Origin of the sequence: Halorussus sp. MSC15.2, assembly GCF_010747475.1 — an archaeon.
Taxonomy (GTDB): Archaea; Halobacteriota; Halobacteria; order Halobacteriales; family Haladaptataceae; genus Halorussus.
In genome coordinates this window covers 448,848-462,203 of sequence record NZ_VSLZ01000001.1, presented here as the reverse complement: position 1 = coordinate 462,203, position 13,356 = coordinate 448,848, and the positions used below count along the sequence as shown (strand labels likewise).

At 49.7% G+C, this 13,356-nt stretch carries 11 protein-coding genes; 7 read left to right on the top strand and 4 right to left on the bottom strand.

Going from position 1 to position 13,356, the window contains the following annotated elements; all coding sequences use genetic code 11:
- The first annotated feature begins 149 nt into the window (after positions 1-149).
- On the top strand, positions 150-1,616 hold the full coding sequence (locus FXF75_RS02370) for a sulfatase (RefSeq protein WP_163519947.1): 1,467 nt from the start codon (positions 150-152) through the stop codon (positions 1,614-1,616).
- Between the two features lie 5 nt (positions 1,617-1,621).
- On the opposite strand, the gene FXF75_RS02365 is transcribed toward FXF75_RS02370, so the two are convergent.
- Together FXF75_RS02365 and FXF75_RS02360 are read right to left on the bottom strand one after the other, a co-directional pair.
- Complete coding sequence (locus FXF75_RS02365) at positions 1,622-2,785, bottom strand: glycosyltransferase family 4 protein (RefSeq protein WP_163519946.1); 1,164 nt, start codon at positions 2,783-2,785, stop codon at positions 1,622-1,624.
- Complete coding sequence (locus tag FXF75_RS02360) at positions 2,782-3,348, bottom strand: FkbM family methyltransferase (protein WP_163519945.1); 567 nt, start codon at positions 3,346-3,348, stop codon at positions 2,782-2,784. Before FXF75_RS02360 ends, FXF75_RS02365 begins: the two co-directional genes overlap by 4 nt.
- Before the next feature lie 394 nt (positions 3,349-3,742).
- Between FXF75_RS02360 and FXF75_RS02355 the strand changes: the two genes are divergently transcribed.
- From FXF75_RS02355 to FXF75_RS02330, 6 genes are all read left to right on the top strand, one after another.
- Entirely contained in the window at positions 3,743-4,921 is a 1,179-nt protein-coding gene (locus FXF75_RS02355) for an O-antigen ligase (RefSeq protein ID WP_163519944.1), read from the top strand.
- Between the two features lie 33 nt (positions 4,922-4,954).
- Positions 4,955-5,770 carry a glycosyltransferase gene (locus FXF75_RS02350; protein ID WP_163519943.1) on the top strand — a complete coding sequence of 272 codons (816 nt, stop codon included), beginning with the start codon at positions 4,955-4,957 and terminating at the stop codon, positions 5,768-5,770.
- Between the two features lie 99 nt (positions 5,771-5,869).
- Complete coding sequence (locus FXF75_RS02345) at positions 5,870-7,189, top strand: sulfatase (protein WP_163519942.1); 1,320 nt, start codon at positions 5,870-5,872, stop codon at positions 7,187-7,189.
- A 2-nt stretch (positions 7,190-7,191) separates the two neighbouring features.
- The gene (locus FXF75_RS02340) at positions 7,192-8,697 is read left to right on the top strand and encodes a flippase (RefSeq protein ID WP_163519941.1); all 1,506 of its coding nucleotides are present in this window, start codon (positions 7,192-7,194) and stop codon (positions 8,695-8,697) included.
- A gap of 468 nt (positions 8,698-9,165) precedes the next feature.
- The gene (locus FXF75_RS02335) at positions 9,166-9,660 is read left to right on the top strand and encodes a DUF4330 domain-containing protein (RefSeq protein ID WP_163519940.1); all 495 of its coding nucleotides are present in this window, start codon (positions 9,166-9,168) and stop codon (positions 9,658-9,660) included.
- Entirely contained in the window at positions 9,660-10,133 is a 474-nt protein-coding gene (locus tag FXF75_RS02330) for a hypothetical protein (RefSeq protein WP_163519939.1), read from the top strand. The genes FXF75_RS02335 and FXF75_RS02330 overlap by 1 nt, the downstream gene beginning before the upstream one ends.
- 1 nt (position 10,134) lies before the next feature.
- Here FXF75_RS02330 and glmS read toward each other — a convergent pair whose 3' ends face one another.
- Entirely contained in the window at positions 10,135-11,925 is a 1,791-nt protein-coding gene (gene glmS, locus FXF75_RS02325) for a glutamine--fructose-6-phosphate transaminase (isomerizing) (protein WP_163521065.1), read from the bottom strand.
- A gap of 96 nt (positions 11,926-12,021) precedes the next feature.
- On the bottom strand, positions 12,022-13,224 hold the full coding sequence (locus FXF75_RS02320) for a sugar phosphate nucleotidyltransferase (RefSeq protein WP_163519938.1): 1,203 nt from the start codon (positions 13,222-13,224) through the stop codon (positions 12,022-12,024).
- Positions 13,225-13,356: the final 132 nt, after the last annotated feature.

Sequence of the window (13,356 nt, the reverse complement as noted above, 5' to 3'; positions counted from 1 at the left end):
TTGACACTACCCTTACTGTGCTACTAATCGCCAACCTTTGACCTACTAACTGTTGTAGCTAACCACAGTTCCTGCTTCGTGTGTCCGTTCACGATTCGGTCCAGTCCAAAATTTATATCTAAGTGAAGGCCTCATTGCCACTGGCAACCATGAGAGAGCAGCCTAATATCATTTTGTTTGTTCTTGATACCGTTCGTGCTTCAAGTGTTTCTGCTTACTCTGAGTTTTCACCGAAAACAACCCCGTTTTTCGACTCCTTTGCTGAAGAAAACGTTATGTACGAACAATGTATTTCTACAGCCCCGTGGACACTACCTGCACACGCTTCTCTTTTTACCGGGTTGTTCCCCAGTAATCACGGTGTTAACAGTTGGGAAGATAGCCTTTCGCCGTCGATTGATACTTTAGCAGGTCTTCTTCATTCGGAGGGGTACCAGACTGTTGGAGTCACGAATAATTCATGGGTGAGCGACCTTTTCGGCCTGGCTAGGGGTTTCGACGACTTCTACAAAATTTGGCAGTTAATTCAAACTGAAAAGGACCTTATTGAGACTAGTCGCTTATCGAAGGACAAATCATCAGTTGAAACTCTTAAGCATATTACCAAGGATATACTATCTGGAAATCCAGTTGTGAATACTATTAACGGTTTTTATGGAAAGTTTCTTCATAATCGCCATGACCACGGTGCAACAAGGATAAATAAAATAGTTAAAAAATGGTTAATCGATGAATGGGACCGAGAAAATCCATTCTTTCTCTTTGCTAATTATTTAGAGCCTCATTTAGAATACGATCCACCAAAAGAGACAGCCCTCAAATTCCTCAACGATAGTGATTTGAATAAGGCTCGTTCTGTCCCACAAGAACCATTGGAACATATGTTCGGGAAAAATCCAATCAATGATGATGATTTAAGTCTACTACAACAGTTATATAAAGCCGAGCTTCTGTATCTTGACAGAAAGTTAGAAGAGATTTATGAATTTCTCGATGAAATAGGGGCGAGGGAAGACTCTGTTGTGGTATTTTTAGGAGATCATGGTGAGAATATTGGCGAACACGGATTAATGAGCCACTTCTATTCATTACACGACACCTTAGTTCGGGTTCCGTGCGCTGTCAAAACCGGTGATGGCCATCAAAGGTTAGTGGAATCCCAGATTCAAACCACGGATCTATTTTCACTGATCCTTCATGAGGCTGGAGTGGATAAAAGTGAGGTCACAAACCCGAACGGAGCTATCCTTCCCCCGCCGTACGCAGAAGAAGGGCGAAAGTATGCTATTTCGGAACTCTTAGGAACAAATCCTCCTGAAAAAGCTGTAGATAGACGAACTGACGGCGATTATGATGCTACGAAATTTCAGGACTACCAACATCCTCGACAGGCCATCAGGACACCAAAGAGGAAACTAGTACACAAGGCAGATGGAAGTAGAACCACGTACAAGATTAATGGCTTCAATGAAAAACAAACGACTCTTCAAGATAAAGAAGACCTTTTAGAAGGAATCGAACCTTGGATTAGTAAATCCAAAATAGACAGTGGTGGAGAAGATAACAAACTAGATGGTAGTACTAAATCACGCCTCCAAGATCTCGGGTATTTGTAACAGAATTACCCTTTGCAGACAGCCGTTACTATTTCTAGTATTTCCTCTTCAAAACGTTTTTTGTTAAACTTTTCTGTAGCACCGCGTAGATCTTCGCGGATTTCTTCCTGCAACTCCTTATCAGTAATTACCGCCTCAATTTGTTCTACAGCTCCACTTAACGATGAGTACAAGAGTTCCGATTTCCCGTCAACAATTTCTACTTGTCCGCCACTTTTTGGTAAAAAAGGAATGGATCCAGCAGCAACGTACTCAGCAATAGACATTCCAAAATGTTCAAACTCTTTCCCGTGAAGTGCATACTTATGGGAAGAAATAAGCGAAATAAGTTCTCGTCTACTCAGTTCACCCTCTAAGTGGACGAAGGGTAGGTCTTGATGTTTCCTTGAAATCACTTCGTGGTACTGCCCCTTAGATGGAGGACCAGCAAAATGGACGTGTACATCATGACCTCTTGACCGGACTTTTTCGACAATATTGATAAGCTTCAGTAAATTCTTGCTTGGGTGAATACGGCCAACAACTACAAACCCGTTTTCGCGATTCTCCCAAGGAGGGCTTTCAAATATACTAGTATTGATTGGCGGGTAAACTGGAGTGGGTCGTCGCCCATACGTTCTTTCAAAGACGTTCGCTGTCCATTCGGAGTTCGATAAAAGCTGTGTCGTATCTAACACGCTTTGATTGATGTTACTCAACCTCATACATAATTCCTTATAAATTTGTCTTGCAGTCCCAGGTTTATTCTGCTGTGAAGAAGGAAGTTGACTGGTATCAAAGGTGGGCGAATGAATGTACTCTATTGAAGGAGGATTCAAACCCAGTTCATTCTTAGTGCTGATAAGAAGGTCGTAGTTCGAAGATTGAGCATTAGCGTGACGGCAGAGGATTACATTTTTAAGCATAACGACCCGTTCTTGGACAACCTTGTTGAACCATTGAGAAGGACCATCAATCCGTTCTATCTCAACGTCTTTGACTGTAGTGTCGAAGAAACTATTTAATTCGCTAATGTCGGGATTAGTGTAAGTAATTAAATAAACTTCATAGTTATCCTGTAATGCCTCTAAAATATGCATAGCGACTGACTCCGCTCCCCCTTTTTGCATTAAATCAGGATGGACAATTGCAACTTTCTGCATTTCATCTCGTGTTATCCTATCGTTCATGATTTGTTTTCCGAGGTCTCTTCCTTGACAGCTGTAAGGACATAGACATCGTTTTCATAACAATCCTCCTTTTTCCACTCCTCAGCTACACCTGATGCTGCTATTTCATACTCCATTTCCACCAATTTCTCTTTCACTTTTTCAGTCGGAGCATCATACAAACCGTGAGTCTCGACGACAATAAAGCGTGGTCTAATGCGTAGATCGGTCAAAATATCCATTTCCGCTCCTTCACAGTCCATTATGAGCCCATCACAAGGAGACAATTGATCCGGATTAATCTGCTCTGGACGGCCTGCATCCCCTCGTAGGTTTTTCGTCTTACCGACAACAGCGTGGATGATGGAAACCTCTGCTAGAGTGTCATTAAGAAGGAGGGTTTGCTGAGTTCGTTTCACCTGTTTAGTTGCACCCTCGTATGTTACAACTTTCCCTTCTTCACCTGCCTCTTGTGCCGCTACCACGGTGGAAACACCCCACCCACCGCCAATAATGGTTATTTTGTCACCGGTTTCAATCTGACTACGAGCACCCCGAATGAGTTCCGTTTCATAGAGGGGCATATCTTGTCCAGGTGGAGTCCACCAAGGAACAATGCTATCTAACCAACGTCTTTGGGAAACATGCACGCCATTGAAAGTGGCGGTTTCTTGGGTTTTGGGAAGGAATCGACGAAGCGTTCTATTATATGTGTACCGTAATGACTTTCCTAAAAGTATCCCAAGGCCATCTCGGTGGTACACTTTATGAGCTCGTTTAAGTAGGTCCGACATATGGCACAACCAAACTTGGTGAATACTCAAGCTTTTCGATACAGAGTGGCCCCTTGCTGAGGAAGTCCGTCATCTTTACCTGTAGAGAACAAAACGAAGAGGTATGAAGCAAACCATTATTCCGAAATTTTTGTATTTAGCTTCTATTTCATTATTTCTCTTTCGTGGACCGGAAATTGGTTCGGTGAAATACGCAGATATCGTTCTTGGACTAGCGGTTTTCTCATATATACTTGTCTATAGAAGCTCAATCATAATTGAACCAAAATTCAGTCTTTCATTTTCATTTTTCTTAGTAGTTGTGTTAACTTCATTAGCTAGGTCACCAGTAAGTCTATCTGGTCAAGGGTTTTTAGACGTGCTTAGGTATATTACTGGATTTCTCACGTCCCTACTCACCTTTAATTATATATATCGTAAAGAGATATCATTCAAACAAGTAAGGAATGTTTTTGTTATATCCACGGTAGTTAGTTGTGCGATTGCAATTACTGTCTCCGTGCTTTTTCTAGTGGGATATCAGCCTGGTTGGGTAAAGAGTATGCTCTCCGGAGTCAATCAAGCACGTGCAAAACCATTTTATTACGACCCTAATCAATATGGTAGCGTTCTAACTATTGGTTATGTATTATCTTTCCACATAGTATATGATTTATATTCTAATGGTAAATCGACACCCCTAGTTATCCTCTCAGGGCTTCTTCCGTCATTTATTGGAATAGGGATTGTGGCCACAGGGTCGCGGACAGGATTAGGAATCCTAATCTTGACCACAGCACTTTTCATTATGTCATGCATTTACTCATTAACGGATTTTTCAATTAAAATTTCTCATTTTTCCACCCTAATAATTATCATTCTATCGTCAGTTCTAGTGTTTTTTGACCGATTTTTGTATTTGTTTAATATGCGTTTCCTACGTTCAGGATCAGTAGTTGCGGGGATACGTAACAGAATTACCCTTTGGAAAGGAGCAATAGTGAGTTGGGAGAATTATCCGTTTCTTGGACTTGGTCCTAACAATTATTTCTTCGGACTTCCGTTCGAGGTATCCGCTCGCTCATCACATAATATCTATGTGGGAATACTTTCTCAATTTGGGGTTGTAGGTCTCGCTTCGTCTATAGCAATAATTTTCATTCCGTTAACAAGGCTTGGTAGAGACATTATCTGTCGGCGAAACGTCATCTCGTCTTTTGTATTTATTTCGCTCTCATCCTTATTATTTTGGGGCGTGTTTTTAGATATTTATAAATCAAGGCAGTTTTGGTTTCTAATAGGTCTTGCACTTGGAGTATCAAATTCTGGTAAAAGGGGCGACGCTAAGGATTTTACAAAGACGTTAGAGACCTCAAATCGATAGATAATTAACGGCGTAAAAGAGATGTGCACCTTGATGCCATCCCCTGAAGTAAGCATTATCCTACCGACTTTAAATGAGGAAGAGTTCATAGAGGAAGCAATTGATTCATTGCTTGCGCAAACTTTCGAAGATTTCGAAGTTTTGATTATTGACGGGGGTTCATCAGATGGAACAATTGGCAAAATAAATGAGTATAGTGATGAAAGAATAGATTTGTTTATTAAGCAAGGACTGGGGTTTTCTAGTTCTCTCAACTTCGCTATCGACAGAGCAAAAGGAAAATACATTGCTCGAGTTGACTCTGATGACTTTTCTATGGAGGATAGGATTGAGAAACAAGTGGACTTCCTAAATAAAAATCCTGATGTGGGGGTAGTTGGCGTCGGAAACAAGTCTATCGATACGATTCGTGAAGAGGAATACGATCGATACTATCCAACTGAGGATCTCCAAATTCGAAAAGAGATGGCAAAGGGAATTCCACTTATACATAGTGGCGTAATGGCTCGGAGGGAAATACTTATTACTTCTGGATTGTATGACGGAACTATTAATGATATTGAAGATTTGGAACTTTGGACAAGAGTAGGCCAGCACACTAAGTTCGCCAATATAAATGAGATTCTTGTTGAAAGAAAAATCCGTCCTGATAGTACATGGCACTCTAAATACGGCCTATGGAGAAGGAACCTCACACTCATTTGGTTTAATATTAAAGCTGTACGGTCCTTCTCTCTACCAACTCGTTATTATGTATTTCCGTTGCTACGTCTCTTTTATATACTTCTCCCTCCGGCAATAAAGAAGCAAGTGCGAAAAGTGTTCTCTCGGTTCAGAGAAGATTACTAATACATATTTCATTCTATTTTATTGGTTATAGAGGTGACTCGGTGGAAGATGAGTGGTCAAGCGCAACGTTAATTTGAGGTTAGCTTCGAGTCAAGGACAATGGTTCGAATCGCTTTAGTGGTTCTTGATACTCTCAGGAAGGATTTTTTCGATAAACACTTCCAATGGCTTCCTGGAATCCGATTCGAGAACGCCTGGACAACATCGCACTGGACGGCACCCGCCCATGCATCACTCTTTACCGGAAAGTATCCCTCAGAACATGGGGTACACGCCAAAAACCAGAAGCTCAACGTAGAACAAGCAACCCTACCAGAAATCCTCACAAAAAACGGTTATTCGACACGAGCTTACTCTGCGAATCCAAATATTTCGCCCGCGTTCAATTTTGACCGTGGTTTTGATATTTTTAGCGGGAACTATCGCGTTCAGGCTCTTCAAGATGAGGTATTCGATTGGGCAGAGTTCTTCAAAATGAACGAAGGGACCGGCCCCAAACGGTATATTCGGGCTCTTACTGGGTGTTTTAAGAACGATTGTAAAACACTTTTGTCGGTAAAATATGGGTTACAAATGTCTCTTCAGAATCGTGGACTATGGTCGCCAAAGGATAGCGGTGTAAGTAATGCCCGTACATGGTTAGCGAATCAGAACTTCAGCTCCTCCGAATTCGTTTTCATCAATTTAATGGAAGCTCACACACCATATGATGAAATCCCAAAAGAAGCGCAAACACATCTAGACTACTCTCCCCCCTCTGAATTAGGCCTTGAGAATAAAGAATCACCACCTGATGCATCGGTAAAGACGGCATACGATGACGCTGCGGAATATCTTTCGCAAAAATATAAGGATATTTTTGAAAAGTTAGCAGACGATATGGATTATGTAATTACAATTGCTGATCACGGCGAACTGCTTGGAGAACATGGGTATTGGGGTCATGACTATGGGTTATACCCCGAGCTCATTAAGGTGCCATTAGTTGTCTATGATGGATCAAGTAAGGACAAGAAGCGGGACGATATCACCAGTTTGCTAGATGTACATAAAACAATCTTGGATATAGCTGACGTGGATAATCAACATTCGCGGGGCCGTCACCTATTGAAAGATAAAGAACCGGTTCCGAGACTGATTGAAGGACACGGGCTTCGAGAGCGTCGAAAAGCGAAACTAATCAGTGACGGATTTAATCCGGAGCCATACGATACTCAACTTCGAGGAATTATACATCCGCCAAGCAACTATGGCTACCAGACTAATGAAAAATGGGTTGTAGAAAATGGCAAGTCCGAAAATCTAAAAAAGTCGCTTGATAAAATTGTCGAAGACCTTGATACCAAAGAAACTGGCAGTGCCGATGTGGAAATAAGCGAAGGAACATTGCAACAGTTGCGGGACATGGGTTACGCCTAACAATGACAAACATTTCCGAATCTCTAAACTCTCTTTTTAAGAGTGGAATACTGCTAATCTTCGCAACATATCTCGACCACGCTATTTCGTTCGTTGGAAAAGCGCTTATCTCAAGATATCTCGGTCGGGTTGATTTCGGGGCAGTCTCAATCGGACTTACCATTGTACTCACAATACAGATAATTGCGCTTCTGGGTATGAATACAGGAGTTGCTCAAATCCTCCCACGGTTAGAGACATTAGAAGAACGTCAAGATTTGGTTGACTCAGGCCTCCAATTAACGATATTTCTCTCAATTATTCTATCAATATTGGCCTTTATCGCAGCACCGTTTCTTAGTCGCTATGTATTCCAGGATCCGTCATTAACGAAAATAGTTCAGGCATTCGCCATTATTGGGCCGTTTGCAGTACTCACGCGTTATGTGATTGGTACAATGCGTGGGCTTGAATTAACCACTCCAAAAGTCGTTATCAGACATGTTGTACGGCCGGGAGTTCGCTTATTACTTATCGCCTTCGCCATCTCATTAGGACTAGGAACCTTCGGAGGGATACTGGCATATACTATTCCTTTCATCGTCTGTGGTATTGTCAGTCTGTGGTACCTCTGGAAGTATGCGCCGATGCAAGGATTATTCACCCAGCCGACACAGCACCGTGAGCTATTAGAATTTTCTGCACCGCTTGCTATTACGGGCCTTATGTCGCTTGTACTATCGGACATTGACACATATCTACTAGCTTACTTTAGTTCAACTGGAACTGTCGGTATTTATCACGTCATCTATCCATTGGCAAATTTACTGACTACGGTCTTAGGTGCATTTATCTTCCTTGCCATGCCACTACTTTCAAAACACCACGCAAACGGAGAGTTAAACGAGATGAGTCAAATATATAAAATGACCGTGAAATGGCTGTTCATTTTGAGTCTTCCAATATTCCTCATGATGACTTCATTCCCACGGTTAATAATTCAGCTTACATTCGGAGATGAGTATGTAAGAGGGGCGATAGCGCTTACGATTCTTGCTATAGGTTTCTTTGGTTCCGTTATTGCTGGGCCAACCATGAATTGCCTAACTTCGATTGGCCGAACAAAAGTGGTCATGTATAACACTATCGCTATTGCAGTCGTGAACTTTGGGCTTAATATAGCTTTTATTCCACGGTTAGGCATCTCTGGTGCCGCTTTGGCGACAGCGTTTTCGTACATACTACTAAACATTATCGGACTGGTCGAGTTGTACCATTTTGTCAACATTCAGCCTTTATCAAAACAACTCGGATGGGTAGCATTCATAAGCATTCCGAGCTTTTTTGCAATGAACTTTGCTTTATCCAGTATATTCGCTGGTATACTCCAAATGGCCTCTGCTATCATCCTTTTCCTACTTGTGCACCTCTTTGTTGTATGGACATTCGCATTAGGAACAGAAGAGCTTGTTTTCGTTAACGAAATGGAGGACAAACTCGGGATAACGCTAACCAACTCCGGCGGATGACAAATTTCTCAAAATTGACGTAATCGCACTCGAGCACGTAGATCAAAAAGCGATTAACTCACGGACACCCTCATCCGAAGTACCCTACTCATATCTTATAAATACGTGCTGTCAAAATTAGCAGTGGACGTCCTTTAGACACTACTATGCACATTCATGAAGACAACTTTTGCCACTCCCAGTAAACCACACTTAGTAGGTGAACGAACAACAAGGTTGTTAAAAATACCTGTCCATCGTAAAATACGTATGTCGAAATAGAGGGAACTGTAAGATATGTGGTGGTAAATTTACGGATGCGCTGTTGTTCCAGCGGAGCTACGAAAAAAACGTTCATCTGAATCAAGCCGTAGGGAATAGACGAAGGGTAACGTCGAGTCTAGACCGTGACTTTTGCACAAGCCAAAACACAACAGTTTAGCGGCGTGGCGGACCACGGATTCAAACACGAAAACGGAGTCTCCACCTATGAAGCTCATCGACGACAAGGGCCGTCTCCTCGGCACCATCAATATCATCGACGCACTCGTTGTCCTGCTCGTCCTCGCAGTCGCCGGTGCTGGCACCGCGCTCGTACTCGGAGGCGACAACCAACCCGCCAACGCGACACAGGCGTTGACAGACAACACGACCACCGTAGCCACCTTCGAAATAACCGGCGTCCAGCCCTACGTCGCCGACGCCATCACGGAAGGTCGAATCGGCACGGACAGCATCACCGCCGTCGAGAACAAATCCGTGCGACCGACCGAGGTCATCGTCAGGGACCAGAACGGGACACTCCACGAACGCCAACATCCGCGCAAACAAACCGTCACGCTCCGCGTTTCGCTCAACACTACGACGACGGACGAGGACATCACGTTCCAAGATAAGCCGCTCGAAGTCGGTCGCCAACTCACGCTGGACTTCGGCCATGTCACCGTGAAAGGAACCGTCACGAATCTCGCAAGCGATAACTGATGACGACGGACACCCGACGAATCGCCGACGATTCGACCGTCGTCGGATTCGTCCGCACGACCGTACTCCGACTTCGAGCGTGGTTCACGGCGTCGTGGGTCGCGAGCACAGTGGGGGCCATCACGAACGCCCTCGAAGTTGCGACCGACACGTCTGGACTCGCGGGAATCGTTCGAGTGCTCGCACGCTGGACGCGCTGCTCGCTTCTGTATCGCTGGCTCACGACGGAATCGGAACCCGACGTCGTCGTCGTCAATCTCCGGGACACCTACACTGTCGGTCCCCTCGTTGCGCTCCTCGACCGACTCGTCCCGCACCTCGAACGCACGTGGCGGGCGTCATTCGTTTCCCGAGCAACGGGAGTGCTCCGAAACTCCGCCGAAAGTGAGTGGGTCAGAGAGTCGAGAACGGTTCGGCTACTGCTCGCCGTACTCGAACCACCAGAATCTCCGGACGAAGACCAGCGAACGTAATCTACTCCACGGTAACGCTCTTCGCCAGATTCCGCGGTTTGTCGATACTCCGACCGAGTTTCTTCGCCACGTGATACGCCACCAACTGCAACTGCACGTTCGCCAACACCGGAGCCACTCGCGGGTGCGTCTCGGGTATCTCCAGCACTGCATCTGCGTATCGCTCGACGTCCGAGACCCCGTCAGTCACAGTTACTACCGGCGCTTCCCGCGCTTCGACCTCCTTCACGTTTCCGACGGTCTTCGTCGCCTCCTCGCCGTTCCCCGTCACGAGCGCGAACACCGGCGTCTCCTCGGTAACTAACGCCAGTACGCCGTGCTTCAGTTCGCCCGCCGGGAAGCCTTCGGCGTGCTTGTAGGTTATCTCCTTCAATTTCAACGCGCCCTCCAACGCGACCGGGTGGTGGTAACCGCGGCCGACGAAGAAGTAGCCCTCGCTGTCTAAGAACTGCTCGGCGACCCGCTCGGCGCGCGAGGAGTCCAGCACCTCCTGAACCTGTCCTGGCAGGTCGCGCAGCGCCTCGACCACCTCGCGGGCGTCGCTCTGCGGGGCCAGCGAGGCCGACAGCAAGTTGGCCGCGACGACCTGCGAGGAGAACGTCTTGGTGGCCGCGACGCCGATTTCGGGTCCGGCCCGGATGAACAGCGCCCGGTCGCACTCGCGGGCCGCGGTGGAACCCACGACGTTGGTCATGGCCAGCGTCTCGACGCCCCGCCGCTGGGCCTCTCGCAGCGCCGAGAGGGTGTCGGCCGTCTCGCCGCTCTGAGTGATGCCGACGACGAGCGTGTCGTCGGTGACCGGTGCGGGCGCGGTGGCGTACTCGCTGGCGAGGAACGCCTGCGCGTGGACCCCCGCCTCGCGGAGGGCGCTCGCGCCGTGGAGCGCGGCGTGGTACGACGTACCGCAGGCCACGAACTGGACCGACGAGGGGTCCAATCCGTCGAGCGCCTCGACGTCCACCGCGCCGGTGAGTTCATCCACGCGACCCCGAAGGCACTTCCGGAGGGCGCGCGGTTGCTCGTGAATCTCCTTGAGCATGTAGTGGTCGTACCCGCTCTTGGCGGTCTCCTCGGCGTCCCACTCGACGCGCGAGACCGACTTGTCGAGGAGACGACCGTCCGAGTCGGAAACCGTCCACGACCCGGATTCGAGGCGGGCGAACTCGCCGTCCTCGAGGTACACCACGCGGTCGGTGTAGTCGAGGAACGCGGGCACGTCGCTGGCGATGTAGGCGGCGTCGTCGCCGACACCGACGACCAGCGGCGAGTCGTGGCGCGTGGCGAGGATGGTCTCCGACCCGGACGAGACCGCGGCCAGCGCGTAACTCCCTTCGAGTCGTGCGACCGCGGCGCGGAACGCCTCCTCGAAGGTCGCACCGTCGGCGAGTCCCTCCTCGATGAGGTGGGGGATGACCTCGGTGTCGGTGTCGCTGTCGAAGGCGTGGCCGCGGTCGGCCAGTTCCGCCCGGAGGTCGGCGTAGTTCTCCACGATGCCGTTGTGGACGACAGCCACGTCGTCCGAGCAGTCGGTGTGCGGGTGGGCGTTGGCGTCGCTCGGCGGGCCGTGGGTGCTCCACCGCGTGTGGCCGATGCCGACCGGCCCGACGAGGTCACCGGTGACGGCCTGCTGGAGGCGATGTATCTCGCCCTCGCGCTTGCAGACCGAGAGGTTCCCGTTCGAGAGCGCGACGCCCGCCGAGTCGTACCCTCGGTACTCGAGTCCCTCCAGTCCCGACAGGAGAACGTCGAGCGTCTCGTCGCCGCGGCCGGCACAGCCGATGATACCGCACATCAGTCCGTCACCTCGGTAGCCCCCTCGCTCGTCTCGGTGGCCACACCATTCGTCCGTGGGACCACCCCCGTTCGAGTCAGCAGATGTCACGGTCACTCACCGGAACACCTCGGCGTGTTCGCTTATATTTTCGGAAACGGTCACGCCGGTCCGGAGGTGAGCGTTCGGGCCGACAAGCGTGCCCGGGTCGAAGCTCACGTCCCCGTCCGCGCGGACGCGGTCGGCCAGCAGCGCGCCGAGTCGCTGGCCTTCGAAGACCCTCGCGCCGACTCGCACGTCGCCCGGCCCGCCCGGAACCGTGGCGTCCGCGCCGAGCGAGACCCCCTGTCCGGTCACGCAGTCCAACAGGGTGGAGTTGGGACCGACGCGGGTGTCGGTGTCCAGCACCGACCGCGAGACGACCGCGTTCGCGCCGACCGTGGCGTTCCGGCCGAGCGCGGCGTACGGACCCACGACCGCGCCGGGTCGGACCTCGGTGTCCGGACCGACGACGACCGGGCCTTGGAGGCTGGCGTCCTCGTGAATCGTCGCGCTGTCGGCGACCCAGACCGACTCCTCGCGCTCGGGTTCGGTGACTCGGCCGTGGAGTAGCAGGTCGCTGGACACGTCGAGCAGGTCCCACGGGTAGGTGGCGTCCTCCCAGAGTTCCTCGGTCACGACGCCCCGGACCGTCGCCTCGCGGTCGAGCAGGCGGACCAGCGTGTCGGTCAGCGCGAGTTCGCCCTGCACGCGGGGCGTCTCCTCGATGGCCTCGAAGATGGACGGGTCGAAGGCGTACACCCCGGCGTTGAGCAGGCGGTAGTCGTCGGTCTCGGGTTTCTCGACCAGTTCGACCACGCGGTCGCCGTCCATCACGACAGCGCCGTAGTGGGAGACGTCGGCCTGTTCGGTGACCGCGAGGGTCGCGCTCCCGTCGGTCTCCTCGAAGGCGTCGAGAACGTCGGCGACCATCTGGCGCTCGATGACTTGGTCGCCGTTCACCACGAGGAAGCCGTCCTCGCCTTCGACCGCTTCGCGGGCCTGCAGGAGGGCGTGGCCGCTCCCCAACTGCTTGTCCTGCACGACGTAGTTGACGGGGACGTTCCGGTACGTCGGTCCGAAGTGGTTTTGCACGCGGTCGCGCTTGTACCCGACGACGACGTGGAGTCGCTCGATGCCCGCCCCGATGAGCGCGTCGAAGACGTGTTCGAGAATCGGTCGGTCAGCGGCCGGGAGCATCGGTTTCGGACGGTTTCGGGTCAGCGGACGCAAGCGAGTCCCCTCTCCAGCGGCCAGCACGACGGCGGCGCGAACAGTCATAGATGAAACATCGACAAGTAGGGGCATGAACCTTCGGCTTCCAGCGGTCGCTCGACCGGACGGTCGGCGGCCGAACCCGTTCCGTCGCCACAAATCGTCTATCACCGAAAGTCGTCGGTACTGTCGGAGTGC

Coding starts and splice junctions, on each gene's coding strand:
- FXF75_RS02370 (WP_163519947.1), top strand. CDS start 150: ATGAGAGAGCAGCCTAATATCATTTTGTTTGTTCTTGATACCGTTCGT.
- FXF75_RS02365 (WP_163519946.1), bottom strand. CDS start 2,785: ATGAACGATAGGATAACACGAGATGAAATGCAGAAAGTTGCAATTGTC.
- FXF75_RS02360 (WP_163519945.1), bottom strand. CDS start 3,348: ATGCCCCTCTATGAAACGGAACTCATTCGGGGTGCTCGTAGTCAGATT.
- FXF75_RS02350 (WP_163519943.1), top strand. CDS start 4,955: ATGCCATCCCCTGAAGTAAGCATTATCCTACCGACTTTAAATGAGGAA.
- FXF75_RS02345 (WP_163519942.1), top strand. CDS start 5,870: ATGGTTCGAATCGCTTTAGTGGTTCTTGATACTCTCAGGAAGGATTTT.
- FXF75_RS02340 (WP_163519941.1), top strand. CDS start 7,192: ATGACAAACATTTCCGAATCTCTAAACTCTCTTTTTAAGAGTGGAATA.
- FXF75_RS02335 (WP_163519940.1), top strand. CDS start 9,166: ATGAAGCTCATCGACGACAAGGGCCGTCTCCTCGGCACCATCAATATC.
- FXF75_RS02330 (WP_163519939.1), top strand. CDS start 9,660: ATGACGACGGACACCCGACGAATCGCCGACGATTCGACCGTCGTCGGA.
- glmS (WP_163521065.1), bottom strand. CDS start 11,925: ATGTGCGGTATCATCGGCTGTGCCGGCCGCGGCGACGAGACGCTCGAC.
- FXF75_RS02320 (WP_163519938.1), bottom strand. CDS start 13,224: ATGACTGTTCGCGCCGCCGTCGTGCTGGCCGCTGGAGAGGGGACTCGC.